At 52.3% G+C, this 25,028-nt stretch carries 25 protein-coding genes; 22 read left to right on the top strand and 3 right to left on the bottom strand.

Annotated features, from left to right (window positions below; all coding sequences use genetic code 11):
* Positions 1-13 precede the first annotated feature (13 nt).
* From K0T92_RS03195 to holA, 3 genes are all read left to right on the top strand, one after another.
* On the top strand, positions 14-562 hold the full coding sequence (locus tag K0T92_RS03195; protein ID WP_219870954.1) for an RNA polymerase sigma factor: 549 nt from the start codon (positions 14-16) through the stop codon (positions 560-562).
* Positions 559-1,731, top strand: coding sequence for an anti-sigma factor family protein (locus K0T92_RS03190; RefSeq protein WP_219870953.1), 1,173 nt, complete (start codon positions 559-561; stop codon positions 1,729-1,731). Before K0T92_RS03195 ends, K0T92_RS03190 begins: the two co-directional genes overlap by 4 nt.
* Positions 1,732-1,992: 261 nt before the next feature.
* Positions 1,993-3,018: a DNA polymerase III subunit delta gene (gene holA / locus K0T92_RS03185; protein WP_219870952.1), complete on the top strand. Its 1,026-nt coding sequence runs from the start codon at positions 1,993-1,995 to the stop codon at positions 3,016-3,018.
* Positions 3,019-3,078: 60 nt separating this feature from the next.
* Here holA and rpsT read toward each other — a convergent pair whose 3' ends face one another.
* On the bottom strand, positions 3,079-3,351 hold the full coding sequence (gene rpsT / locus K0T92_RS03180) for a 30S ribosomal protein S20 (protein WP_219870951.1): 273 nt from the start codon (positions 3,349-3,351) through the stop codon (positions 3,079-3,081).
* A gap of 189 nt (positions 3,352-3,540) precedes the next feature.
* Between rpsT and gpr the strand changes: the two genes are divergently transcribed.
* From gpr to hemW, 5 genes are all read left to right on the top strand, one after another.
* Entirely contained in the window at positions 3,541-4,545 is a 1,005-nt protein-coding gene (gpr, locus tag K0T92_RS03175) for a GPR endopeptidase (RefSeq protein WP_219870950.1), read from the top strand.
* Between the two features lie 163 nt (positions 4,546-4,708).
* On the top strand, positions 4,709-6,019 hold the full coding sequence (spoIIP, locus tag K0T92_RS03170) for a stage II sporulation protein P (protein ID WP_219870949.1): 1,311 nt from the start codon (positions 4,709-4,711) through the stop codon (positions 6,017-6,019).
* Between the two features lie 24 nt (positions 6,020-6,043).
* Complete coding sequence (locus K0T92_RS03165; RefSeq protein WP_219870948.1) at positions 6,044-6,520, top strand: hypothetical protein; 477 nt, start codon at positions 6,044-6,046, stop codon at positions 6,518-6,520.
* A 75-nt stretch (positions 6,521-6,595) separates the two neighbouring features.
* Positions 6,596-8,413: a translation elongation factor 4 gene (lepA, locus tag K0T92_RS03160; protein ID WP_219870947.1), complete on the top strand. Its 1,818-nt coding sequence runs from the start codon at positions 6,596-6,598 to the stop codon at positions 8,411-8,413.
* A 118-nt stretch (positions 8,414-8,531) separates the two neighbouring features.
* A complete protein-coding gene (gene hemW, locus K0T92_RS03155; protein WP_219870946.1) occupies positions 8,532-9,695 on the top strand; it encodes a radical SAM family heme chaperone HemW in 1,164 nt (387 codons plus the stop codon).
* 33 nt (positions 9,696-9,728) lie between these two features.
* Here hemW and K0T92_RS03150 read toward each other — a convergent pair whose 3' ends face one another.
* Positions 9,729-10,298 carry a DUF1572 family protein gene (locus K0T92_RS03150; RefSeq protein ID WP_219870945.1) on the bottom strand — a complete coding sequence of 190 codons (570 nt, stop codon included), beginning with the start codon at positions 10,296-10,298 and terminating at the stop codon, positions 9,729-9,731.
* A 234-nt stretch (positions 10,299-10,532) separates the two neighbouring features.
* Here K0T92_RS03150 and K0T92_RS03145 point away from each other — a divergent pair, with 234 nt between their 5' ends.
* From K0T92_RS03145 to deoC, 13 genes are all read left to right on the top strand, one after another.
* Positions 10,533-10,994 carry an N-acetyltransferase gene (locus K0T92_RS03145; protein WP_219870944.1) on the top strand — a complete coding sequence of 154 codons (462 nt, stop codon included), beginning with the start codon at positions 10,533-10,535 and terminating at the stop codon, positions 10,992-10,994.
* Positions 10,995-11,324: 330 nt separating this feature from the next.
* Positions 11,325-12,350, top strand: a complete 1,026-nt coding sequence (gene hrcA, locus K0T92_RS03140; RefSeq protein WP_219870943.1) for a heat-inducible transcriptional repressor HrcA — start codon at positions 11,325-11,327, stop codon at positions 12,348-12,350.
* Between the two features lie 27 nt (positions 12,351-12,377).
* On the top strand, positions 12,378-12,956 hold the full coding sequence (gene grpE / locus K0T92_RS03135) for a nucleotide exchange factor GrpE (RefSeq protein ID WP_219870942.1): 579 nt from the start codon (positions 12,378-12,380) through the stop codon (positions 12,954-12,956).
* 54 nt (positions 12,957-13,010) lie between these two features.
* On the top strand, positions 13,011-14,843 hold the full coding sequence (gene dnaK / locus K0T92_RS03130; RefSeq protein ID WP_219870941.1) for a molecular chaperone DnaK: 1,833 nt from the start codon (positions 13,011-13,013) through the stop codon (positions 14,841-14,843).
* Positions 14,844-14,944: 101 nt separating this feature from the next.
* On the top strand, positions 14,945-16,063 hold the full coding sequence (dnaJ, locus tag K0T92_RS03125) for a molecular chaperone DnaJ (RefSeq protein WP_219871187.1): 1,119 nt from the start codon (positions 14,945-14,947) through the stop codon (positions 16,061-16,063).
* A gap of 96 nt (positions 16,064-16,159) precedes the next feature.
* Positions 16,160-16,330, top strand: coding sequence for a YfhD family protein (locus K0T92_RS03120; protein WP_219870940.1), 171 nt, complete (start codon positions 16,160-16,162; stop codon positions 16,328-16,330).
* Between the two features lie 11 nt (positions 16,331-16,341).
* Entirely contained in the window at positions 16,342-16,536 is a 195-nt protein-coding gene (locus tag K0T92_RS03115) for a hypothetical protein (protein ID WP_219870939.1), read from the top strand.
* 254 nt (positions 16,537-16,790) lie between these two features.
* Entirely contained in the window at positions 16,791-17,774 is a 984-nt protein-coding gene (prmA, locus tag K0T92_RS03110) for a 50S ribosomal protein L11 methyltransferase (RefSeq protein WP_219870938.1), read from the top strand.
* A 77-nt stretch (positions 17,775-17,851) separates the two neighbouring features.
* Positions 17,852-18,562 (top strand): site-2 protease family protein, encoded by a 711-nt coding sequence (locus K0T92_RS03105; RefSeq protein WP_219870937.1) that lies wholly within the window; start codon positions 17,852-17,854, stop codon positions 18,560-18,562.
* 129 nt (positions 18,563-18,691) lie between these two features.
* Positions 18,692-19,468, top strand: a complete 777-nt coding sequence (locus tag K0T92_RS03100) for an RsmE family RNA methyltransferase (protein ID WP_219870936.1) — start codon at positions 18,692-18,694, stop codon at positions 19,466-19,468.
* A gap of 5 nt (positions 19,469-19,473) precedes the next feature.
* Entirely contained in the window at positions 19,474-20,865 is a 1,392-nt protein-coding gene (mtaB, locus tag K0T92_RS03095) for a tRNA (N(6)-L-threonylcarbamoyladenosine(37)-C(2))-methylthiotransferase MtaB (protein WP_219870935.1), read from the top strand.
* Positions 20,866-20,966: 101 nt separating this feature from the next.
* Positions 20,967-21,395, top strand: coding sequence for an NUDIX hydrolase (locus K0T92_RS03090; protein WP_219870934.1), 429 nt, complete (start codon positions 20,967-20,969; stop codon positions 21,393-21,395).
* 1 nt (position 21,396) lies between these two features.
* Complete coding sequence (gene deoC, locus K0T92_RS03085; protein ID WP_219870933.1) at positions 21,397-22,128, top strand: deoxyribose-phosphate aldolase; 732 nt, start codon at positions 21,397-21,399, stop codon at positions 22,126-22,128.
* On the opposite strand, the gene K0T92_RS03080 is transcribed toward deoC, so the two are convergent.
* Positions 22,055-23,050 (bottom strand): Na/Pi cotransporter family protein, encoded by a 996-nt coding sequence (locus tag K0T92_RS03080; RefSeq protein WP_219870932.1) that lies wholly within the window; start codon positions 23,048-23,050, stop codon positions 22,055-22,057. The two genes, deoC and K0T92_RS03080, sit on opposite strands and share 74 nt — an antisense overlap.
* A 510-nt stretch (positions 23,051-23,560) precedes the next feature.
* On the opposite strand from K0T92_RS03080, the gene K0T92_RS03075 reads away from it, so the two are divergent.
* Positions 23,561-25,012, top strand: a complete 1,452-nt coding sequence (locus tag K0T92_RS03075) for a class I SAM-dependent rRNA methyltransferase (protein ID WP_219870931.1) — start codon at positions 23,561-23,563, stop codon at positions 25,010-25,012.
* The last annotated feature ends 16 nt before the right edge of the window (positions 25,013-25,028 follow it).

The following is a 25,028-nucleotide window of genomic DNA, read 5'->3' as shown; positions in this document are numbered from 1 at the left end:
AGGGGGATCTTCCGTGGTAGAGCCCGGCCTGATTAAAGCCGCTCAAGCGGGTGATGGCGATGCTCTGATTTCTCTATTGCGAACGATTGAAAACCATGTTTACCGGACAGCTTATTATATACTAAACAATGAACAGGATGCGCTGGACGCCGCTCAAGAGGCATTGATCCGCATCTATACGAAGATAGGCTCATACGAAGAAAAAGCTCAGTTCAAAACATGGGTTCAACGTATTGTTACGAATATTTGCATCGACAAGTTTAGACGGAACAAGCCAACGGTGTCGATTGACGAGCATGAGATGGATTTTCGAGATTCGCAATCTGTGGAGGAGGAAGTGCTTTCCTCTTATGCAGTGCAGGATATTCGGAAGGCGATTGACAAGCTGCCTGAGCATCACCGAGCAGTTGTTGTGCTGAGGTATTTGCAGGATTTTTCATACAATGAAATCGCTGATTCTCTTGATCTGCCTCTAAACACGGTCAAATCTTATTTATTCCGGGCAAGGCAACAGCTGCAAACGTACCTCCATGATTATCAGAAAGGTGGTGTCCGAGGATGAATTGTCAAGAGGTGATGGAATATATGCAGAGACAGCTGGATGGCGATCTGGACGAACAGGAAGCCGACATCTTGATGGCTCATACGCGGCAATGCCAGGACTGCGCCACTATGCTCGATCGTCTGGAGCTGCTTTCTGCCGGCCTGGAGAATCTGCCTAAGGTAACGCCCAGCTACAGCCTGGTTGATGCCATTATGCCTCGCTTGATGGAGCTTCACCCAGAAGCTGCAGATCCTGGCAGGCCAGAAGCGGATGAGCCGCTTCCGCTTGTCAGACGAGCAGAGCGCACAGGGCGATTCGGCCGCTGGAAGAATTCATTGTCCATGCGGACGCTTGGGGGTGTCATAGCTGCAGGAGTTGTAGTCGGGTTGTTCCTCGTTACTTACAGACCTGGCGCGATGGATAATCTGAGCGACAGTGCTGGGCAGAAGCTGGTTGCAGAATCCAGCATGTCTGCGGGCGCCAATAGCGCTGCAGATAAGTCGCTATCGGAAGAGGCAACGGATTCTGCCTTGCAGCTCCAAAAGAATGTGGAGATTGAATCTGCACCTTCCTCAGATATCGCTCTGAAGTCTGATGCCGAACGGAGTGACAAGTCCAAGGCTGAGAGCGGCTCGGATGCTGCCAGGAACTTCGCGCCTGCAGAGGAGACTTCTTCCCAGGAGCGTATTGGCAAGGTGCAGTCGCCGAATTATGAGACAACCATAGTGAATGATCAATTAGGCGCCGCTCAATCTGACAACAGTCGGGATAATGAGAGCTCGGCCAATACCAATAGCTATGGCAGCGATGGCGGGAATGCAATTGCGGACAACAGCATCCCTGACAATCCGGTTACAGGCAACTCATTTGCTGGCGGTGGCGAAACGAAAGACAGCGAAGCCAATGAGGGAGTCGGCGCTCCAATAGCTGCTGAGAATCTTTCGGTTGACCGGATGGTATCACCTGACGGGATCTACAGAGCGGTTATTCTCGATAGTCAGCTTAAGGTGTATCTGATTGCCGACAGCACGCTCCTCTTCGAGAGCGTGAAGCGGGCAAGCGGCTTTGGCGGGCTGCAATGGTCGGATGACAGCAGGCAGCTGGTCTATGAGACGTTGGCGGATGACGGGAAGCTGGCCAAATTCGTCATCGATCCCAAGAACGGGACGGAACAGTTGCAGCCATAATAATTGCAGCGTATTCCGCACACATAGCAGGGTATCTGCGTATACTGTGTAGTGAACGGAAACGTCATAGGACGGTACCTTGACGTCGTATGACCATCCGCAGACGGTACCATGGCCCGTCTTCACGCGGATGTTTATATAGATGTTCAGGGACAAAGGGATGAAGTCACAGAGGGCTTCATCCCTTTGTTGCGGTTACATAGAACAGGATGAATGCAAGGGAATGATAGCATGCAGCGCGTGCAAGGGGGCATATAGAAGATGGACATCAGAAATGCAATAAAGGAATGGAAGGCAGGCAAGTTCCGCCCTGTTTATGTGTTGTACGGCAAGGATCGCTATCGCATGCGGGAATGCTCAAACACGCTGATCGAGCTGCTGCTGACCAAGGAAGAGCGTGAGCTGGGTGTTGTCAGGTTCGATACTTCGGAGACGGCGATTGAAGAGGCGGTGTTGGAGGCGGAGACGCTGCCTTTCTTTGCTTCGCGCAAAGTCGTCATTATTCGCGATCAGTCCGTTCTGGCTGCTTCAGGAGGCAAGGAAGGCGGCAAGATCGAGCATGGGACAGATAAGCTGCTGGCTTATCTGTCCAATCCTTGCGAGAGCAGTGTTGTCGTCTTCCATGTGCTTGCAGAGAAGCTGGATGAGCGCCGCAAGGTAGTCAAGCTGCTCAAGGAGCAGGATGCCCTTCTCTCCTTTCAGGAGCTGCAGGAGGCTGAGCTAGTTCAATGGACGATCAGACGCGCGGAGGAGCAGGGCAGGCGGATGAACGGTGAAGCTGCCGAACTGCTGCTTGCCCGCACAGGCACGAATATGCAGCAGCTGGCACATGAGGTGGACAAGCTCTGCCTGCATGCCGGCGAGTCAGGCGCGATAACCGCCGATGTTGTCGAAGCGCTGATTGCCTCCACGGTTGAAGAGGATGTGTTTGCTTTAATTGATGCGATGGCTTCGCTGAAGGTGGATAAGGCGCTCAAGCTGTACGGGGAGCTGCTGCTGCGGCGTGAGGAGCCCATCAAGATTGCCGCCTTGATAGCCCGGCAGTTTCGAATTATGCTGCAGGTGAAGGAGCTTGAGGGACAACGCTATTCTCCTCAACAGATGGCCGGACATATCGGTCTGCATCCCTATGCGGTGAAGCTTGCCGCTGAGAAGGCAAAGAAATTCTCGGTCACTGATTTGGGCCGATATTTGAACCAGTTAGCCGAGCTTGATTACAAAATGAAGACAGGCAAGGTTGATAAGACGCTTGGACTGGAGCTGTTCCTCTTGTCGCTTGCGGCATAAAATAACAATAAAAAAGTCCTGCCACCGCTAATGCGGTGAGCAGGACTTTATTCGTTTGAATTAGGCTTTAGCCGAAAGAGCGTTAAGCTTTTTGGCAAGGCGTGATTTTTTGCGGGAAGCCGCATTTTTATGAATCAGGCCTTTCGTAACAGCTTTGTCCAGCTTCTTCGTAGCGACGATCAGAGCTGCTTTAGCAGCATCGACATCAGTAGCGACGACAGCTTGGTCAGCAGTTTTAACGGCCGTGCGAAGTGCTGATTTTTGCGAAGCGTTCAAAGCGCGGCGCTTCTCGTTTGTTTTAACACGTTTAACAGCGGATTTAATGTTTGGCATTGCATTCACCTCCTGTAAAAGGAAAAACCCCATTGTAACAACACAACTTGAAACATTCTATCATGTGCCTGATTAAAAAGCAATAGTGCTAGCTATACTTACTCTCGTTTGAAGGCTGGCCCGCCGAATAAATTAAACGCCAAATTCGCAAACTAACGTCAAACGGTATGGAAGGAGCACCCTGCTTATATGGATAATCTCGATTTGCAGCAATTTGCTGTCGGCATAGATTTGGCGGTTGAAGCGAAGGAATTTGCAGAATCCGGCGGCCAAGGCCCGATTCAAGGGGTAGTCTCGGACGTATCTGAGGATGATGGCATCACCATTACGCGCCTGCAAATTACGAACGAGGAAGGCTCTAAGGCGCTGGGCAAAATGATTGGGCATTATGTGACCTTCGAGGTTCCCGACCTGCGCAAGCAGGATACAGGATTGCAGGACAAGGTAGCGACGAAGCTGGCTCAGGAATTCGAATCATTCTTGCAGCGGATCGGAGTGGGCAAGCAATCCAATGTGCTTATTGTCGGGCTCGGCAACTGGAATGTTACACCCGATGCGCTGGGGCCGCTCGTTGTGGAGAATGTGATGGTGACGCGCCATTTCTTTGAGCTGATGCCAAATGAGGTTGCGCCGGGGTATCGCTGCATCAGCGCTGTTGCCCCGGGCGTGCTTGGCGTAACCGGCATTGAATCCAGTGAGATTGTGCAGGGAATTGTAGACCGGACAAAGCCGGATCTTATTATTGCTATTGACGCGCTGGCCTCCAAGGCATTGGAGCGGGTGAATACGACGATACAGATCGCTGATACAGGCATTCATCCCGGTTCCGGCATTGGCAACAAGCGCAGGGGATTGACCAAGGAGATATTGGGTATTCCCGTTATAGCTATCGGAGTTCCGACGGTCGTGTACGCCTCTACAATTGTCAGCAACAGCATCGAACTTGTTAAACAACATCTCAAGCGTCATGGCTCTACGACTGATGGAGTTCTCGGCTTGCTGGACTCCATCAACGAGCAGGAAAGGCTTCAGCTAGTGCGCGAAGCGCTTGGCCCGCTTGGCCATGATCTTCTTGTCACGCCTAAGGAAATCGACCAGTTTATCGAGGATATCGCCAATATAGTAGCGAGCGGTCTCAACGCTGCTCTGCATGAAGCGGTAGACACCTCCAACGTTGCCGCATATACGCACTGAGTCTGCCTGCAAGCTGGGCAAGGCGCATCCTGTACTCACGGAGCCTTATGTGCTTCGTGAGTATTTAGAATGTTCGCATATGGTGAAACTAGCAAACTTTCAGTTCTATTAAAAGCAGGTCTCTCATAAGTTGATAGTAGTCTATCGCTAGGGGGACGAAACGATGAAACATGTTGCGATTACTTGGAACCTGGGAAGAGAAAGCCAGCGCTTTCGCCAGCTGCTTGTTACAGGCAGGACATTTGCCTTCCTGTCTTTGGGCTCCATGATCATGGTTATTGTTATTGGAATTGGCTCCATCGTGCATCAGAGTGCCTCTACGACGCCTATGTCGTCTATGAAAGGGTTCGCAGCGGCAGTCTCAAGCGGCTTGTTCACGGATATGCTGGAGATGGAGATGCCGGGGGCGGGGGAGCAAGGTGATGCCACTATCCCGTTGTCCGGCAAGGAAATCGGCTCCTTTTTAGTCCGGTTAATGACGGATATTAATCCGTCGGATCCCAAAAGCCTATTAACGAGAGAATATCCGGTTATGGGCGGCAATGAAGCTTATCTGCTGCGGGCAGGCACGAGCGCTGATATGTCTATAGAGCCGGAGGATCATGATCCGCTGCCAGGGACAGGGGATACAGGTACTCTAGAAGGGGAGAGCACGATTGATGGTTCCGGACGCCCGGATCCGGGGCCAGACGAGGACAGATCGGGTGATGCCGGAGACAACGGTGGCGGGAATGGCACTTCGGAGGTGCCGCCTGTTCGGAATACCGATCAGAGTGGCAGCAATCCGGACAAGCCTGATCCGTCGAATCCATCGAAACCTACGACTGCCGGGCGCGATGTTGTATTCATCTATCATTCCCATAATAGAGAGTCGTGGTTTCCGCTGCTCGGCGACAGCAAATATGCAGAGTCGCCCAGCAAAAATGTGACGCTGCTCGGCAAACGGCTGCAGCAAAAGCTTGAAAAGGAAGGAATCGGCGCCCTGCAATCTGCGACCGATTACGTGACCGCGATTAAAAAATACAATTGGGCGCTATCCTATAAGTATTCGAAAAAAACGGTAAAGGATGCTATGGCCTCCAACAAAGACTTGACCTTTTTCTTCGATATCCACCGGAATTCGCTGCGCAAGAAGCAGACTACGATTACGATCAACGGCAAGGCATATGCCCAGGTCATGTTCATCATCGGCCAGGAGAATGCCAATTGGCGCAAGAACGAGGCGTTCGCCAACAAAATTCAGGACAAGCTGGAGAAGCAGTATCCCGGCATCTCCCACGGAATATGGGGAAAGACAACGGCCAACGGCAATGGGGAGTACAACCAGTCGCTGTCGCCGGGCAGTGTGCTGATCGAGATCGGCGGCGTCGACAATACGCTGGAAGAGTCCTACCGGACAGTTGATGCGCTGGCCAAGGTGATCGCAGAGCTGTACTGGGATGCGAAGAAAGTTGATCTTCCGAAAGAGAGCTAGGCTGATCATAAGGAGGAGTTGCTGATGCGCCGCAAATCATTCAAGATGGCCCTCGTCGGCGGAGCAATCGCGATCGTGGTGCTGTTCGGCATCGATATGGCGACAAGCGGGATTGAACGGATTAACGGCCCTATCAATGGCCAAGGTGTCCTATCTGTTAACCCGTCTTCCCTGGAGGATGGGCGGATGGCGGGAAGCGGGGAGGCCGGCTCCTTGTCTTCCATGCAGGGCAACGGCAGCGGATCCATGCTGACGGAAGGCAGGGATGACAATGAGAGGGAGCGGCTGATTCGCGAGGCTCAGCAGGTCATTGACCGGCTCAAGGCGGAGGAGGCGTCAGGGAAAGGGCAGGCTGCGAATGAACGGCTGCCCGGGATGCCTGAATTAGGCGAGCAATCGACGGTCAACAAGCTTGCAGACAGTACGGCTGGAATATTGCAGTCACTGTCCAGCCAGGGCATCCGTTTCGTTGTTTCGTTCTTTGATTCAGTAACTGATTGAAGGGCTTCCCCCGAACTGATATAATAAGTGGAATGGTTAGCGATAACGTAATTTGTGATTCAGTGGGGGTTAGGCATGGCGGACGTACGTGACCGACAAAAGAAAATACGAAATTTTTCCATTATTGCTCATATCGATCATGGCAAATCGACATTGGCAGACCGCATTCTGGAGTTTACCGGAGCGCTCTCCTCGCGTGAAATGCAGGAGCAGGTGCTGGATCAGATGGATCTGGAGCGTGAGCGTGGTATTACCATCAAGCTGCAGGCTGTGCGTCTCGGGTATAAGGCTGACGATGGCGAGGAATATATTCTTAATCTGATTGATACGCCGGGACACGTAGATTTTACGTATGAGGTATCACGCAGTCTTGCCGCTTGCGAGGGTGCGCTGCTCGTTGTTGACGCTGCGCAGGGAATTGAAGCGCAGACGCTTGCGAACGTCTACCTGGCGCTGGACAACAATCTGGAGATTGTGCCGGTCATCAACAAGATCGACCTTCCGAGCGCGGAGCCGGAGCGGGTTAAGCAGGAGATCGAGGATGTCATCGGCCTGGACACGAGCGATGCGGTGCTCGCATCCGCGAAAGCCGGCATCGGCATCAAGGAGATTCTTGAGCAGGTCGTGGCTAAAGTGCCCGCGCCTACGGGAGATCCCGACAGCCCGCTTAAAGCGCTTATTTTCGACTCGCATTACGATCCCTACAAAGGTGTTATCGTTTATGTCCGGGTCGTTGACGGCAGCATTCGGGCAGGCAAGAAGATCAGGTTCATGGCGACAGGCGCTGAGTTCGAAGTCATTGAAGTCGGCGCGTTCATGCCGCGCATGGGCATAGTCGGCGAGCTGTCGATCGGTGATGTCGGCTTTATCGTAGCTGGCATCAAGAACGTGAAGGATACGCGTGTCGGCGATACGGTGACGGAGGCGAAGAATCAAGCTCCTGAGCCGCTGCCGGGCTACCGCAAGATCAATCCGATGGTATTCTGCGGGCTGTACCCGATCGAGACGCAGGATTATAACGATCTGCGGGATGCACTGGAGAAGCTGGAGCTTAACGACGCTTCGCTTCGTTACGAGCCGGAGTCGTCATCGGCGCTTGGGTTTGGATTCCGCTGCGGCTTCCTTGGACTGCTGCACATGGAGATTATCCAGGAGCGCATTGAACGGGAATTCAACATTCCATTGATTACAACCGCGCCAAGCGTTATCTATCAGGTTACGCAGACCAATGGCGAAGTACTGTCCATCGACAATCCGTCCAACTACCCGGAGGCCGGCAAGATTGATTACGTGGAAGAGCCCTATGTAAAGGCCGGAATTATCGTTCCTAACGATTTTGTCGGAGCCATCATGGAGCTGTGCCAGAACAAGCGCGGCGAGTTCATCAATATGGAATATCTGGATACGAACCGTGTAACGATTACCTATGAGATTCCGTTGTCCGAGATCGTATACGATTTCTTCGACCAGCTGAAATCAAGCACGAAGGGCTATGCTTCCTTTGACTATGAGGTTTCTGGCTACCGCAAGTCGAATCTCGTGAAGATGGATATTATGCTGAACAATGAGCAGGTGGATGCCTTGTCCGTTATCGTTCACCGTGACCGCGCTTACCAGCGCGGCCGCGGCATATGCGAGAAGCTGAAGGAACTCATTCCGCGCCAAATGTTCGAGGTGCCTGTACAGGCTTCCATCGGTACGAAGGTTATTGCCCGTGAGACGGTTAAGGCAATGCGGAAGAACGTATTGGCCAAGTGTTACGGAGGCGATATTAGCCGTAAGCGGAAGCTGCTTGACAAGCAGAAGGAAGGCAAGAAGCGGATGAAGCAGGTCGGCAGCGTCGAGGTGCCGCAAGAGGCATTCATGGCGGTGCTCAAAATAAACGAAGATTAAACGGCGGATTGGCGGTGCGGTATTTCAACCGTACAGCAATCAGCCGGCGACGAAGGGAGCCGCGTGCTCCCTTTCTTCAATTGGATAGGCCTCAGTCATTTAAGGAGCTGATTAACCCATGCTTCAACACGCGCCTCGCGCACTGTACATTCATATCCCGTTCTGCACGAACAAATGCCATTATTGCGATTTTACCTCTTATGTGCTGAAGGGGCAGCCGGTTGACGAGTATCTGGATGCCCTTGAACGCGAGATGGAGAGAACGGTAGCCATATTGCCTCCGGATGAGATCCGGACAGTATTCGTGGGCGGCGGAACGCCAACTGTGCTGACACCGCCTCAGATGGAGCGGTTTCTGGCTTCAGTGAAGCGGTATTTCCCGATTCATCCTGAGGCTGAGTTTACGATGGAGGCGAATCCCGGAACGACTGATCCGGAGAAGCTTGCCGCTATGCGGGCTGGTGGCGTGAACCGGATCAGCTTCGGCGTTCAATCATTTGATAACGTTCTGCTGGAGCGGATTGGACGGATTCACAATGTGGATGATGTATACCGCAGCATTGAGAATGCCAGAGGTGCCGGATTTCACAATTTATCGATCGACCTCATGTTCGGACTGCCGGGACAGACGGTAGAGCTGCTGGCGGATAGTGTCAGCCGTGCGCTTGACCTTGGCCTTACCCATTATTCTCTATATGGGTTGAAAGTCGAAGAGAATACGCTGTTCCATGCGCTTTACGAGCGCAATGAACTGCCGCTGCCTCCTGAGGAGGACGAGCTGTCGATGTATATGCTGCTGATCCAGCAATTGAAGGCAGCGGGCTATGAACACTATGAGATTAGCAATTTCGCCAAGCCGGGTTACGAGAGCCGCCATAATATAACCTATTGGCGGAATGAGCCCTATTACGGACTGGGAGCGGGAGCGCATGGCTATGCCCGAGGGGAGCGGCATGTCAATATAAAGGGCGTTCAGCCGTATATAGACGCTACGCTGGGCCGTCTGCCGCGTCTTGAATCCAGCCCTGTATCCGAGCAGGAGGCGATGGAGGATTTCATGATGGTCGGACTGCGCCTGCTCGGAGGGGTGAGCGAAGCTGATTTCGGCACACAGTTCAACGGACGCACAATAAAGGACATATTCGGAACACCGCTTAACCGGATGCTGGCAAATGGATTGCTGGAAGAGACTGACACCCTTCCGGGAGGCGGTTATCGACTGTCGGAGAAAGGCGTACCGCTCGGGAATGAAGTGTTTGGCGCTTTTATCGGAGATGAATGAGCTCTCCTGACGTAGAACTTAGAGTGGCTGGTTCTATGTTGATGTCCGCATCCGGGCATTGAAATCAGCCGATTCGCCTTTCTTGATGCTGAGTGTCTCCCAATGTTCAGAACGGCACGCTTTGGCAATATAAACAATTTGCCCGACATGATAGCCATAGTGGGCAATTTGGCGGTGAATGGCCTGAAGGACAGAGTGAGCTTCACCACGGATATAGACGGTTGCAAGCAAATCTTCAGGCTGCAGATCTTGCAGCGTGGACAGCAGAGTATGCCATCCAAGCTCCCAGCGCCGAAGCAGCTCGGCTTGGCTCGCATCATCGTTCTCGAATTCCGTGTCCCGATTCCGGTTCTCCTTCTCCCCGTCAGTGGTGAGAAAATCCGTCCACCGGGAAATCATATTGCCGGACAGATGATTGATAATAATCGCGATGCTGTTGGAATCCGGCATAGGCGACCAATGCAGTTCATCGGCCGAGAGCTGGGAGATTGCCCTGTCGCCAAGCGATTTTAACCCCTGGAAGTCGCGGATCGACAGGAAGAGCACTTGCTTTGCCAATTGATTGTCCTTGGCATCGGATTGTTGCTGAACAAGCTCAGTCATTGGAATCACACTCCTGAACTGGAATTTGAAATCAGGATCGGCTCTGCCGGAGAGAGATGGCGGAACCGATCTTTCCTGTTTTCATTGTACTGCAGGGACGAACTTCTGGCAGATGAACATTTTTATAGGTGTGATAAATAGGTTCCTCATAAAATACTATTGTAAATTCATGCAGCCTGTTGTATATTTATTCGTATCGATTTATATTGGGAGCAGTTGAGCGGGGGGAATAACGTGGAAGCGGTATGCAGAAAAGCTACAGCGGATGACGTCGAAACATTGGTAGAATTAATAGCTGGCTATGCCGCCAAAGGCATCATGCTGCCGCGCTCGCGAGATGTGCTTCAGCGTCAGATTGATACATTCGTCGTGGCTGAGGTTGAGGGAACAGTAGTTGGCTGCGGTTCGTTATGCAGGCTGGGAACGGAGCTTGTCGAGGTTCGATCACTAGGAATCTCGGAGGGTTATAAGGGGCTTGGCATCGGCAGCAAGCTGATCGATTTTCTGCTGGAAGAAGCCAAGGAGCAGCACATTCCGAAAGTGATGGCTCTTACTTATGAAGTGCGTTTCTTCGAAAAGAACGGCTTTGCCGTGGTAGATAAAGAGATTTTCCCTGAGAAAGTATGGACGGATTGCGTGAATTGTCCCAAGCAGCATGCTTGCGATGAAATCGCTGTTCTGCGAACATTGAATTAATGGTTGTGCAGCATTATTATGAGCAGGGCCACTATAACATTAGGGCATAATGTGACTAATGGTATAGTGGTTTTTTGCGTGGATAGGCCGGGGTGGCGTCAAACGCCGACCTATCCTAGGCGGATATGGAATGAAATGAAGCGATTCATTTCATTCCGACCTGAATGTAATTAAAAGCTGTGCCCAAAACGCTGAACTGACTTGACAATAGGCAAGTCAGTTTGGTATTTTTGTAGTAATGATTAGCACTCGACGACAATGAGTGCTAACGAGCAGTATAGAACACGGTAACGGCAGTACCCAGAGGATGAATGAAGAGGAGGAGCTGTGATGTTAACAGAAAGGCAGCGCATGATTTTGAATGCAATCATCGATGACTACATCCGTTCCGCTGAGCCCGTCGGCTCGCGAAGCATATCCAAGCGTGGAGACGTCGGCTACAGTCCGGCGACGATCCGTAATGAGATGGCCGATCTTGAAGATCTGGGCTTTCTGGAGCAGCCTCATACCTCGGCAGGTCGAATTCCATCCATTAAAGGCTATCGTTACTACGTGGATCATCTGGTGAGGCATGGCGAAGTGAATGAACAGGATTTATCAACGATCCGGACCTTCTTCGCAGACAAAATGAATCAGACCGAACAAATCATCCAGCATGCTGCGATGATCCTTTCCAATCTGACCAATTACACCTCGATTGTGCTGGGCCCGGAAACATTCTCGAATTCGCTCAAGCATTTTCAGCTAATACCGATTAGCTCCGATACGGCTGTTGCGATTGTGGTAACAAATACCGGACATGTGGAGAACAAAACGGTTTCGATACCAGCCGATATGAGCATGCAGGATATTGAACAAGCTGTCAACATTCTGAATACGAGACTGATCGGCGTTCCGCTTGTGCGCTTGAAATCAAAGCTGTACTCGGAGGTTGGGGAAGAGCTGGGGCGCTATGTTGACAAATGCGAGCTGCTCCTCGGAGTGCTGGATGAAGCGCTCACGAGCGAGGATGAGAACCGCATGTTCCTGAGCGGGACGACGAATATGCTGATGCAGCCCGAATTCAAGGATGTGGATAAGGTCAAGACTCTGCTTGACTTGTTCGATGAGACGCCTGCGCTTATGCGGATATTCTCTGCACTGCCAAGCGGCATCGGAGTTCGCATCGGAACAGAGAACGCTCATGTCGCCATCAACAACTGCAGTTTGATTACCGCTTCTTTCTCGGTCGAAGGACAATCGTTTGGCACAATAGGAATACTTGGTCCAACAAGAATGGATTACGGCAAGGTTATCGGCTTGCTTGAGGTGTTATCCTCGGATATGGCAGCTTTGCTGAGCGGCCGGTTCAAATGAGAATATAACTAGGAGGTGAAGCGTTCCGTGAGTGTTAACGAACAACAAACAGCCGAAGAATATAAAGATAAAGCAGTTGACGCTTCGAATGAGCAGGAGCAGGAAACCGAAGCAGGGAGCGCCGAGGAAGTGGAAGTTATGGAGGGCTCCGATGATTCGCGTTACGCGCAGCTGGCTCAGCTGGCAGAGGAGAATCAACAGCGCTACTTGCGTGCTCAAGCGGACTTTGACAACTTCCGCCGCCGTACGATGAAGGAAAAGGAAGAGCTTGGCCAGTATGCTTCCATGAAGCTGATTGGGCAGCTGCTGCCGGTTGTCGATAACTTTGACCGTGCGATTGAAGCGGCGAAGAGCAGCGGCGGCGAGAGCGATTCCTTCTCCAAGGGCATCGATATGATTTTCCGCCAGCTGGTGGGCGTATTGGAGCAAGAGGGCCTCAAGCAGATGGAGACGGTAGGCCAGCCGTTCAATCCGGATTATCATCAGGCGATTATGCAGGTGGAATCTGAAGAGCATGAAGAAGGCGTCGTCGTTGAAGAAGTCCAGAAGGGCTATATGCTGAAGGATAAAATTTTGCGTCCTGCGATGGTTAAAGTAAGCGGGTAAATCCCGGGTTCTGAATACAACTAACTTGATTAATAATGAGGAGGATTTCTAGTTATGAGTAAAGTAATTGGTATTGATCTTGGAACAACAAATTCATGTGTGGCTGTAATGGAGGGCGGCGAAGCTGTCGTTATCCCGAATCCGGAGGGCAACCGTACTACGCCGTCTGTTGTCGGCTTCAAGAAGGATGGCGAGCGTATCGTTGGCGAGGCAGCGAAGCGTCAAGCGATCACGAACCCGGATCGTACGATCAGCTCGATCAAACGCCATATGGGAACGAACCACAAAGAAACGATCGATGGCAAAGAGTATTCTCCGCAAGAAATTTCGGCGATTATTCTTCAGAAGCTGAAGTCTGATGCTGAAGCGTATCTCGGTCAAACGGTTACGCAAGCGGTTATTACGGTTCCGGCTTATTTCAACGACAGCCAGCGTCAAGCGACGAAGGATGCTGGTAAAATTGCCGGCCTTGAAGTTCTGCGTATTATTAACGAGCCGACCGCAGGGGCGCTTGCATACGGCCTTGAGAAATCCGAAGATCAAACGATCCTCGTCTATGACCTTGGCGGCGGTACGTTTGATGTTTCTATCCTTGAGCTGGGTGATGGCTTCTTCGAAGTTAAAGCAACAAGCGGTGACAACAACCTTGGGGGCGACGATTTCGACCAAGTCATTATCGATCACCTTGTGTCCGAATTTAAGAAAGAGCAAGGCGTTGACTTGTCCAAGGACAAGGCGGCTGTACAACGTTTGAAAGATGCAGCTGAGAAGGCGAAAAAAGAGCTTTCCGGCGTTCTGACGACAACGATTTCCCTGCCGTTCATTACAATGGCTGATGGAGTTCCTCAGCATCTTGAAATGAGCCTGTCGCGCGCGAAATTCGAAGAGCTGTCGGCTGAGCTTGTTGAGCGTACGCTCAAGCCAACCCGCCAAGCGCTGCAAGATGCTGGCATGAGCTCCGGCGATATCGATAAAGTAGTGCTTGTCGGCGGTTCGACTCGTATTCCTGCCGTACAGGAAGCGATCAAGAAGCTGATCGGCAAGGAATCCCACAAAGGCGTTAACCCGGATGAGGTTGTAGCTCTTGGTGCAGCCGTCCAAGCGGGTGTTCTTACTGGTGATGTGAAGGACGTTGTTCTTCTTGATGTAACACCATTGTCTCTTGGTATCGAGACAGCAGGCGGCGTATTCACGAAGATGATCGACCGCAATACGACGATCCCTACCAGCAAATCGCAAGTGTTCTCTACTTATGCGGACAATCAGCCAGGTGTAGAGATTCACGTGCTTCAAGGCGAGCGCCAGATGGCTGCCGGCAACAAAACTTTGGGCCGCTTCAATCTGAACGATATTCCGCCGGCACCACGCGGCGTACCGCAAATCGAAGTTACCTTCGATATCGATGCGAACGGTATTGTTAACGTATCGGCACTGGATAAAGGAACAGGCAAGAGCCAGAAAATTACGATCACTTCTTCAAGCGGCTTGTCCGAAGAGGAAATCGAGCGTATGATGAAGGATGCGGAGCTGAATGCGGAGGAAGACCGCAAACGCCGTGAGCTTGTAGAAGCGAAGAACAATGCGGACCAGCTCGTATACTCCGTTGATAAAACGATCAAGGATCTTGGCGAGAAGGTAGATCCGGGCGAGATCGAGAAAGCTAATGAAGCGAAAGAAAAAGTGAAAAAGGCGCTTGAGGGCGACAATCTTGAAGAGATCACTGCAGCGACGGAAGAGCTGACGCAAATCGTGCAGCAGCTGTCTGTGAAGCTCTATGAGCAGGCGGCTCAGGATGCGCCAGGAGCAGAAGGCGCAGAAGCAGGCGAAGCAAAAGGCAAAGACAATGTCGTCGATGCGGATTATGAAGTCGTAGACGAGAAGAAATAAGCTTGAAACGCCAAACGGTGCGCCGTCCGAGGGCTGGACGGCGCAGCCGTTTTTCGTGTGTCTGGGTACAGGATTGGCAATAAGGAGACGGGGTGACGGATTTGGCAAAGCGGGACTATTACGAGGTGCTGGGCGTTGGGAAAGACGCCTCCGCGGATGAGATTAAGAAGGCTTACCGTAAGCTTGCGCGTGAATACCATCCGGATGTGAACAAAGCGGCGGATGCGGAAGATAAATTCAAAGAGATGAAGGAAGCGTACGATGTTCTGAGCGATGACGGCAAGCGGGATACGTATGACCGTCACGGACATGTCGATCCTAATCAAGGGTTCGGCGGCGGCGGTGATTTTGGCGGCGGCGGCTTCGGCGATATCTTCGATATGTTCTTCGGCGGCGGTGGAGGCCGGCGTGATCCTAACGCGCCTCAGCGCGGCAATGACCTGCAGTATACGATGACGGTCGAGTTCAAGGAAGCGGTGTTCGGGAAGGAAACGGAAGTGACCATTCCACGCACCGAGACCTGTGATACTTGCGTCGGCTCCGGAGCGAAGCCGGGTACGAAGCCGGAGTCCTGCTCCGTCTGCCGTGGAACAGGGCAGCAAGAAGTGGTGCAGAATACACCGTTTGGCCGAATGGTCAACAGACGTGCATGTACGAACTGCGGCGGCAATGGCCGCATTATTAAGGAGAAGTGCGGTACTTGTCATGGGGCAGGCAAAGTGAAGCGTCAGCGCAAGCTGAACGTCAAAATTCCGGCTGGCGTCGATGAAGGCGCTCAAATCCGACTTACTGGCGAAGGTGAAGGCGGATTGCGCGGCGGACCGGCTGGCGATCTGTATATCGTAATTCGTGTCAAGGCGCATGATTTCTTCGAGCGGGAAGGCGATGACATCTACTGCGAGGTTCCGCTGACGTTCGCTCAAGCGGCGCTGGGCGATGAGATTGAGATTCCGACGTTGTCCGAGAAAGTGAAACTGAAGATTCCCGGAGGCACACAAACAGGTACTTACTTCCGCTTGAAGGGCAAGGGCGTTCCACGCTTGCGGGGCTACGGACAGGGCGACCAGCATGTTAAAGTGACCGTTGTTACACCAACGAAGCTGACGGACGAACAGCGGGAGCTGCTGCGTCAATTCTCGGGCGGCGACAGCGTCTCAACCCAAGAGGAGCATCACGAATCTATCTTTGACCGGATGAAAAAAGCATTCCGCGGCGATTAATGAATTTGTTCTCTTGTGTATAGTTCTGGCAAAGTTGGTTTATCCTATCCATTGTGACAAGCGCACTTTAGTTGCCAATGGGAAGGAGGAATAGACATGACCGAACAAAACCTGGAGAAACAAAACTTGCAGAATCAGAATTTCGCTAATTTGCCAGCAGGGCAAAATGAAGATGTCGAGTTCTCCGAAGCACTTGCCGACGCTGATGATCAACAAGCGCAGAAGCGTGCTGCTCAGGCGGATCAGAATCAGCAAGAGCAGGAATAGAGGGTACGCCGATGACAGCTCGTATCCATGCAACCTTTCCCGATGGCAGCGGTGCCCGGGAAGCGGGTATCAAGCTTCAGGCGCTCAGAGTCCTGGAGCTGGAGGAGAATGGCGATGGCATCTCCTTTACTGCTACAGTAGGGGATGAGATGGTCGATCGCGCACTTCATCTAATCCGGGATACCGGAGGAACGGCGGATATGTAGATAGAGGAGCCCCATGCTCTCGTCTTTGCTGGACGGGGCATGGGGCTCCTCTGTTGACTGCTGCTCCAAGAAGAAATCAAGAGGGCTTCAACAGTTATTGCGGCTGTTGAATGCCCTCTTTTTTTGTACGCAGGCCTTATCTGGTGTAAAATAGATCCGATAAGTAAATCGAGCGTATCCCTGCGATGAAGTTTTCTGCTTATGCAGATGTGAGCGGGAAGAATACGCAGAAATTTTTGGGAGGCTGTACGATAGTGAAATGGCATGAGCTTACAATCTCGACAACAGAAGAATCGATCGAGATGATCTCCAACTTTTTGCATGAATTGGGCGCTGGGGGCGTATCCATCGAAGAATCGGGAACGTTGAACAAGCAGCGCGATACCTCGCTGGGACAATGGTATGAGGTGCCATTGAACGATATTCCAGAGGGCCAAGCTATTATTAAAGGCTATTTCTCGGAGGAGACGGATATTGCGGCTGTGGAGCAAGAGCTGCGTCCGCGTATTGACGAGCTTAGCGAATTCGATATTGATACGGGTGATTATGCCATCTCGTGCATCGTTGTAGATGAAGAGGATTGGGCTAACGCATGGAAACAGTACTTCAAGCCGATTCGGGTGTCAGAAAGATTGACGATCAAGCCGACATGGGAGGATTACGAGCCTTCGCCGCAGGAGCAAATTATCGAGCTTGATCCCGGCATGGCCTTCGGAACGGGAACTCATCCGACAACTGCGCTTTGTCTGCGGACACTGGAGTCTGTTATTCGCGGCGATGAAGAGGTTATCGATGTGGGGACAGGCTCCGGCATTCTGGCGATTGGTGCTGTTCGTCTTGGCGCACGCCGGGTTCTGGCCCTTGACCTCGATCCAGTAGCGGTATCTTCGGCAACGGAGAATGTCCGTCTTAACGGGCTGGACGCAGAGATCCAGGTTGGGCTTAGCGATCTGCTGGGCGTTCTGCAGAGCAGCGAAGACCAGGGGGCGTCAGGGCTGCCAATCCATGTGTCTGTGCCGGTCGATCTCATTGTTGCCAATATTCTCGCCGAGATTATTCTGTTATTCGTCGATGATGTATTCGCGGCTTTGAAGCCGGGTGGAACCTATATTGCGTCCGGGATTTACAAGAACAAGGAAGAGGATGTGGAGGCAGGGCTCCAGGCATCGGGCTTCACGATTGTCGACCGTCAGCGGGATCAGGACTGGATTGCATTCGTAGCCGTAAAGCCAGCGTAGTCATTCATCCTACAACTTAATAACTGCTCGCCGTATTTGAATATATCGGTTCAAGGGGCAGATCAGGAGGCCGGTCTGTGAATTTTCTTTGGTATCCGTTTGAGGATTTGCCATTTATATTTCTAACACTTGTCATCGCGTTCACTGTACATGAGTTTGCGCATGCTTACAGCGCTTATAAATTTGGAGACCGTACCGCTTATGATGCGGGGCGTGTGACGCTCAATCCGCGCGTTCATCTTGACGTGTTCGGGACGATTCTTATTCTTATCGCCGGCTTCGGCTGGGCAAAGCCAGTGCCGGTTAATCGGGGGAGATTCAAGAATCCGCGCTTGATGGGGATTGTTGTGTCTGTAGTTGGCCCGTTGAGCAATCTGCTGGTCGCTGCGCTCGGTATGCTGGCTGTCTATGTGCTGAATCACTTTGGCGTACTGGAATCGGCTTCAACTGGCGTTTATCAGGCAATCGCACATTTCTCATATTATCTAATCACCCTTAATATCCTTTTGTTCTTGTTCAACCTGCTTCCAATCCCTCCGCTGGATGGCTACAGAATTATACAGGATATTGTTCCGCTTCACGTAAGGCATAAGATGGATCAGAATGCGCACTGGGGCATCTTTATCTTCCTGCTTATTGTGTTTATTCCGCAGCTTCGAGAAGTAACGCTAACCCCGTTGTTTTCGTTCTGGTCGGTTATTTTCAACTTTTTCGCAGGGATGTTCGAGACCGTGTTCGACAGGGTATTCTGGGGCGACCTTTGGGCCGATGTCCTGAAGATGAAGTGATTCCATGATTGCGGTGGAAAATGTTTAAATCTATAGCGCATCGGGAATAAAACGTGTAAGATGAAAGTTGGAGCTTTCTAAGCTCTTTCTTTGCTTTTTTAAATATTCAATTGTGAAGGGTCAAATGACATGCAGCGATATTTTGTAGCGCCTCCGCAGCTTCGCGATGATGGGGTTGTGCTGGCTGGTGATGATGCTCATCATGCAGTCAGAGTCATGCGAATGGAGCCGGGGGATGAAATTATTGTCAGCGACGGCAGGTCGCGGGCGGCTAAAGCAATTATACGTTCTGCAGCATCAGACAGAGTGGAAGCGGACATCGCGGCATGGCTGCCGATGGACGGCGAGCCAAGGTGGTCGGTGACAGTAGCGCAGAGCCTGCCTAAGGGCGATAAGATGGAGCTGGTCATTCAGAAGGGGACGGAGATCGGAGCGGCAGCATTTCTTCCTTTCCAATCCGAACGGATGATTGTGCAGTATGATAATAAGAAGGAAGCGAAGCGTCTGGAGCGCTGGAGCAAGATCGCCAAGGAGGCTGCGGAGCAAGCGCACCGCAGCCGAATACCGGCGGTGGAGCCTGTGAAGACATGGCGTCAGCTGATTGCTGTCATAGCAGAGTATGATTTGGTTATGTTTTGTTACGAGAAGGAAGGCGGATCAGGCGGCGCTGGCTTGCGCGACGCTGTTCGCGGTTATCGTTCCCGGGAAGGCAACAAAGCGGAGGAGCTTCGGCTTCTGCTCATTGTTGGCCCTGAAGGCGGGTTCACGGAACGCGAAGCGGCTGAGGCAGAGCAGGCGGGCGCGGTTGTTGTCGGGCTTGGCAAGCGCATACTGCGCACCGAGACGGCGGCAATGGTGGGACTTGCCTGCCTCATGTACGAATCCGGAGAAATGGGAGGCGTTTAACGACTATGCCGTCGGTTGCTTTTTATACATTAGGTTGTAAAGTTAACTTCTACGATACGGAAGCGGTCTGGCAGCTGTTCAAGAAGGAAGGCTATGAGCAGGTTGATTTTGAGACGACGACTGCTGATGTCTATCTTATTAATACTTGTACGGTAACGAATACCGGAGACAAGAAGAGCCGCCAGATCATCCGCAGAGCCATTCGCCGCAATCCTGATGCGGTTATCGCGGTGACAGGGTGCTATGCACAGACCTCACCTGCGGAGATTTTGGCTATTGAAGGTGTTGATCTGGTCATCGGCACACAGGATCGGGACAAGCTGATGGACTATATCGGGCAAATTCAAAACGACCGCAAGCCTGTCAACGCGGTTCGCAATATTATGAAGACCCGTGAGTTCGAGGAATTGGATGTGCCGGATTTTGCCGATCGGACACGGGCGTTTCTGAAGATCCAGGAAGGCTGCAACAATTTCTGCACCTTCTGTATTATTCCGTGGTCCCGGGGGCTTTCGCGCAGCCGAGATCGGGAGAGCATTCTGAATCAGGCGCGTCAGCTGGTTGCGTCAGGTTATAAGGAAATCGTCCTGACAGGCATTCATACAGGCGGTTATGGCGATGATCTGGATAATTACCGTCTGTCCGATCTTCTATGGGATCTGGACGGTGTTGATGGATTGGAACGGATCCGGATCAGCTCCATCGAGGCCAGTCAGATTGATGATGCGATGATCGATGTGCTGAACCGCTCTCCCAAGATGTGCCGCCATCTGCACATTCCGCTGCAGGCGGGAGACAATACGGTATTGTCCCGCATGCGCCGCAAATATACGATCGAGCAGTTCGCTGAGAAAATCCGGCTGCTGCACATCGCAATGCCGGGTGTTGCGATTACGACCGATGTCATTGTCGGCTTCCCTGGCGAGACGGAGGAGATGTTCGAGACCGGGTACCGATATATGGAAGAGCTGAAGTTTGCCGAGATGCATGTGTTCCCTTATTCCAAACGGACCGGCACTCCTGCTGCGCGCATGGAAGATCAGGTTGATGATGAAGTGAAGAACGAGCGCGTTCATAAGCTTATCGATTTATCGGAGCGTCTGCAGGTTGAATATGCCAGGAAGTATGTTGGCGAAGTGGTCGATGTTATTCCGGAACGAGAGTATAAAGGAGCTCCGGGCAGCGGCCTGATCATGGGTTATTCCGGCAACTATCTGCAGGTCGTATTTGAGGGCTCGGAATCGCTTGTCGGAGAGTTGTGCCGGGTCAAAATTACTGAGGCAGGCGTCAACGAATGCCGTGGTCAACTGGTTCGTGTACTGGATAATGAAGCAGCGGGAGCACGGGCCGGTACTGCAGTGACATCGGCGGATCTGCCGCAGGCAATGCAGGCTTGACGCGTATAGGCAATCTTATAGCGAGGATTCTTGCCCACCCAAGCCGGGTTGCGTCTAAGAATCCTTGCTCTACATAGGCTGTGTGCAGAGGGGGAGCGAGCATGAAAGAGATATCAGCAGGCGGTGTTGTATTCCGCCGGATTGATGGACAAACGCAAATTCAATTGATACAGGATCGATACGGGAAAATTTCCTTGCCCAAAGGCAAAATGGAGCCGGGCGAGACGGTTGAACAGACCGCACTCCGCGAAATTGTCGAGGAAACGGGCATGGAAGGCGTTATTATCGCACCCATCGATCAGATTAAATATAAATACAACCACGAGTCCAAAGGCAGTGTGGACAAAGAGGTTCATTATTATCTAGTGGAAGCTGTGGGCGGCAAACTGCAAGCACAGGTGGAAGAAATCCGCGGCGTAGAATGGTTCGAGCCGTCTGAGGCTTGGCGACGCCAACGGCAATCCGGTTATAACAATAACGATAGAATTTTGGCTGGAGCGCTCAAACTGCTTGGTTTGGAGGTGCAGTGAAATGGTGGAGATCTGGGAGCCCGGCAAGCCAATCGCCCGTTTTATCGATCATACGCTATTGAAGCCGGCTGCGACGGAGCGGGACATCATCAGGCTTTGTGAGGAAGCTGTCCAGCATGGATTTTATAGCGTGTGCGTCAATGGTTCATGGGTTCCCCTGTGCCGCGAGCAGCTTGCTGGCTCTGGTGTCCATATTAGTGTTGTTTGCGGTTTTCCGCTGGGTGCTATGGCAACGAAAGCCAAAGTGTTCGAAGCTGTCAATGCTGTGGAAGACGGGGCGAAGGAAATTGATATGGTGCTTCCGGTCGGAGCCGTAATGGAAGAGCGTTTCGGTACGGTTGCCCATGATATATCGGCTATTGTCCGTGCGGTGGAAGGCAAAGCAATTGTTAAGGTTATTCTTGAGACCGGCCTGCTGGATGACGAGCATAAGTCAGAGGCTTGCCGTGTAGCGGAAGCGGCGGGTGCGCATTATGTGAAGACCTCGACCGGCTTCGGCCCAGGCGGTGCCACGGAGGCAGACATTAGGCTGATGCGAGCTTCGGTATCAGCTGGCATTGGCGTTAAAGCCTCGGGCGGTATTCGTGATGCGGCGACAGCCATCCAGATGCTGAGGGCGGGAGCGAACCGATTAGGAACAAGCTCTGGCGTCATTATTGTCAATTCGGCGATAGGCGCTGAATCCGGGGAAGGTAGCACAGGGGCAGGGCCAGAAGAGAGCTCAGCATATTAAAGATCGTCTGGGCATGAGCGATCTGGGCAGCCGGGGATGAGGATATCCAGCCTGCAACAGTATGAAGCTCTGAGACAAATGGGGCAAAGAGTGCTGCGCCGCATATATTCAGCAGCACATGCGACCAGGCGACGAACCGGCCGGACTTGGTTCCGCCGATGGATGCGAGCATGGCAGTGATGCAGGTTCCTACATTGGAGCCAAGCACGACGGCAATGCCAACTTCAATGGGCATCGCACCAACAGACGCAAGCCCCATGACGATGCCAATGACAGCAGCGCTGCTGTGAACGGCAGCTGTCAGTATGACTCCGGCAGCGAGCCCCCATAGCACACTGTTCTCTGCCCGGTGAAGGAATGTATGGAAGATGCCGCTGGCTTGAACGTCGGCGGCTACCGATTGCATAAGTCCGATCCCGATTAACAGCAGGGAGAAGCCTCCTGCGATGACGGAGCTATTGCGAAGGGGCTGAAGCCAGCTTTTGCCGCTTGCTGCTCCGCTATGCTGCCATTTGCTGCTGCCGCCCTGCATAAGTCCGATCTCACCGAGCAGCGCGGTTAGCAGCCATAAGCCGAGTGATACTTGGAGGAGCGGCCAGGCGAGCCCATTCAGATTGAGACCAATTAATTCGGTCGTTAAGCAAGTTCCGATATTGGTGCCGAGAATAATGCCGAGCGTGCGGGGAAAAGTGAGCAATCCGGCATTGACGAGGCCGATTGTCATGACCGTAACGGCCGTGCTGCTCTGCAGAACGGCCGTTGTTGCTGTTCCGACAACGAGACCGTGTAAGGGCGTTGCGGTCGATTTGTGCAGGATGCCGTGCAGATGCTGTCCGACAGACCGATGCAGCGCCAGCTCCATTATTTTCATACCGGCCAGAAAGACCGCGAAACCTGTGAGAACGTGAATAATCGATTGCATATGATTGCTCCTTTGCTGAAGGCTGAATGCTGCGAGCGGACTAGTTCGAGAAACCTTTCTTCTCATGTATATGAATTTGAGCAGACAAGCATGACAAACGCACGGTTGGCAGCAAGGACGGATCGTACAGGTTGCAGTATATGCTGGCCAAACGGCCAAACATATGCGGATGAAATTAGTGTTCAGCGGCTGAGCGAGCTAAGCTGGCAAGCGGGCTGAACCGCATAAGCGGAAGAACCGGATAAGCTGGATAAACCGCATAGGTCGGATACGCCGGATAAGCCGGCTTACAGCGAATGGAGCCCCGCTTTTTCGGTGCTGTAAGCGGGAAAAAACGTGCAATAGCCGCCGAGCGAGAAGGAAAGCAGGCCGCTGACAGAGACATAAACCGGAAAAACCGGCTTACAACGAATAGGGCCTCACTTCTTTATCGCTGTAAGCGGGTAAAAGCATATTAACGAAAACAGCACGATGCAGGCTGTTAAGGAATTTGAAGGGATGGAAAGCAGGATGGAACGGGCAAAAGCGGTATTGCAAAAGGAACGAAAAAAGAGGCTGGAGCAAGGACATCCGTGGGTGTATGCCAGTGAGATTGCGAGAATGGATGGGGAGTCCTCACCCGGAGATCTGGTAGATGTAGTGAATCATCAAGGGAGATATTTGGCAACAGGATATTGGAACCCGAAATCGCAGCTCACTGTGCGCATCGTGTCATATAAACCGCTGCAAGCGATGGATGAAGCATATTTCCGCGAACGATTCCAGCAATGCAAGCTGCACCGCGAGCGTTTTGTAGCCGGGAATGACTGCCGGCTTGTTTATGGCGAGGCTGATTTTCTTCCTGGATTGATCGTAGACCGGTTCGGCGGCGTGCTTGTCGTGCAACTGCTGACGCTTGGAATGGATATCCATCGTGAATCAATTGTGAATGCATTGATCCATGTGTTCGCACCGACAGGAATTTACGAGCGAAGCGATGTGTCCGTGCGCGAGCTGGAAGGATTAGAGGAGCGCACTGGTGTCCTGTTCGGCGAATGTCCGGCCATTGTAGATATTCGTGAGAACGGACTGCTGATGGAAGTCGATATAGCAGAGGGGCAGAAGACGGGTTATTTCTACGACCAGCGCGAGAACCGGGCATCAATCGCACCGCTTATGACCGGCTGGGGCTTCAGAAGCGGAATTTCATTGGTGGAGCGTTCTGCTGCCGAGATGTCTGAGGAAGCAGGCAAGGGCGGCACTACGGAATCGGATCTTTATGCCGGAGATGATACGGGAGCGCTTGAAGCGTTGAAGAGTACGGTTCGGGTACCGGTTAACGCTAACGGCAAAATCGTGACTTTTCCCTACTGGGACGGAGCAAATGTGCTGGAATGCTTTGCTCATACAGGAAGCTTCACTCTGCATGCCTGTCAATACGGGGCAAAGAAGGTCACCTGTCTGGATGTGTCCGAACATGCGATTGAGACCGCACGGCGCAATGTGGCCCGCAACGGGTTCGAAGACCGTGTTGAATTTGTAGTGGCCGATGCCTTTGACTATTTGCGTACTCAGGCGAAGGGGCTGGATGAACGGGCTGAACGCGGAAAATCCGGTAGCGGCAAGATAGATACGTCCAAGCCGCTTAGCGGTACAGGCCGCACCTGGGATGTCGTCATTCTCGATCCTCCTGCATTCGCGAAGTCTAAGGGGGCCGTTCCGAGTGCCGTCAGAGGCTATAAGGATATTAATCTTCATGGCATGAAGCTGGTCAACGAAGGAGGCTATCTCGTAACGGCCAGCTGCTCCTATCACATGCGTCCGGATTTGTTTCTGGAAACGATACAAGCAGCCGCAGTCGATGCTGGCAAGACGCTCCGCCTAATCGAATGGCGCGCCGCAGGTAAGGATCACCCGCAGATTCTTGGAGTGAGCGAGGGACATTATTTGAAATTCGGAATTTTCGAGGTTCGCAATCGCTGAGAAGACGACAGCATAC

The organism is Paenibacillus oenotherae, from assembly GCF_019443105.1.
Lineage (GTDB): Bacteria > Bacillota > Bacilli > Paenibacillales > Paenibacillaceae > Paenibacillus_Z > Paenibacillus_Z oenotherae.
This window is presented reverse-complemented; position numbering and strand designations above follow the sequence as displayed.

Bases quoted from the DNA above. Each gene is read 5' to 3' on its own strand.
- K0T92_RS03150 (WP_219870945.1), bottom strand. From the start codon at position 10,298: ATGACTGAGCTTGTTCAGCAACAATCCGATGCCAAGGACAATCAATTG.
- K0T92_RS03165 (WP_219870948.1), top strand. From the start codon at position 6,044: ATGCGCCGCAAATCATTCAAGATGGCCCTCGTCGGCGGAGCAATCGCG.
- spoIIP (WP_219870949.1), top strand. From the start codon at position 4,709: ATGAAACATGTTGCGATTACTTGGAACCTGGGAAGAGAAAGCCAGCGC.
- K0T92_RS03075 (WP_219870931.1), top strand. From the start codon at position 23,561: ATGGAACGGGCAAAAGCGGTATTGCAAAAGGAACGAAAAAAGAGGCTG.
- hrcA (WP_219870943.1), top strand. From the start codon at position 11,325: ATGTTAACAGAAAGGCAGCGCATGATTTTGAATGCAATCATCGATGAC.
- K0T92_RS03190 (WP_219870953.1), top strand. From the start codon at position 559: ATGAATTGTCAAGAGGTGATGGAATATATGCAGAGACAGCTGGATGGC.
- deoC (WP_219870933.1), top strand. From the start codon at position 21,397: ATGGTGGAGATCTGGGAGCCCGGCAAGCCAATCGCCCGTTTTATCGAT.
- K0T92_RS03080 (WP_219870932.1), bottom strand. From the start codon at position 23,050: ATGCAATCGATTATTCACGTTCTCACAGGTTTCGCGGTCTTTCTGGCC.
- K0T92_RS03090 (WP_219870934.1), top strand. From the start codon at position 20,967: ATGAAAGAGATATCAGCAGGCGGTGTTGTATTCCGCCGGATTGATGGA.
- holA (WP_219870952.1), top strand. From the start codon at position 1,993: ATGGACATCAGAAATGCAATAAAGGAATGGAAGGCAGGCAAGTTCCGC.
- gpr (WP_219870950.1), top strand. From the start codon at position 3,541: ATGGATAATCTCGATTTGCAGCAATTTGCTGTCGGCATAGATTTGGCG.
- rpsT (WP_219870951.1), bottom strand. From the start codon at position 3,351: ATGCCAAACATTAAATCCGCTGTTAAACGTGTTAAAACAAACGAGAAG.
- K0T92_RS03100 (WP_219870936.1), top strand. From the start codon at position 18,692: ATGCAGCGATATTTTGTAGCGCCTCCGCAGCTTCGCGATGATGGGGTT.
- mtaB (WP_219870935.1), top strand. From the start codon at position 19,474: ATGCCGTCGGTTGCTTTTTATACATTAGGTTGTAAAGTTAACTTCTAC.
- K0T92_RS03115 (WP_219870939.1), top strand. From the start codon at position 16,342: ATGACAGCTCGTATCCATGCAACCTTTCCCGATGGCAGCGGTGCCCGG.
- hemW (WP_219870946.1), top strand. From the start codon at position 8,532: ATGCTTCAACACGCGCCTCGCGCACTGTACATTCATATCCCGTTCTGC.
- K0T92_RS03120 (WP_219870940.1), top strand. From the start codon at position 16,160: ATGACCGAACAAAACCTGGAGAAACAAAACTTGCAGAATCAGAATTTC.
- lepA (WP_219870947.1), top strand. From the start codon at position 6,596: ATGGCGGACGTACGTGACCGACAAAAGAAAATACGAAATTTTTCCATT.
- dnaK (WP_219870941.1), top strand. From the start codon at position 13,011: ATGAGTAAAGTAATTGGTATTGATCTTGGAACAACAAATTCATGTGTG.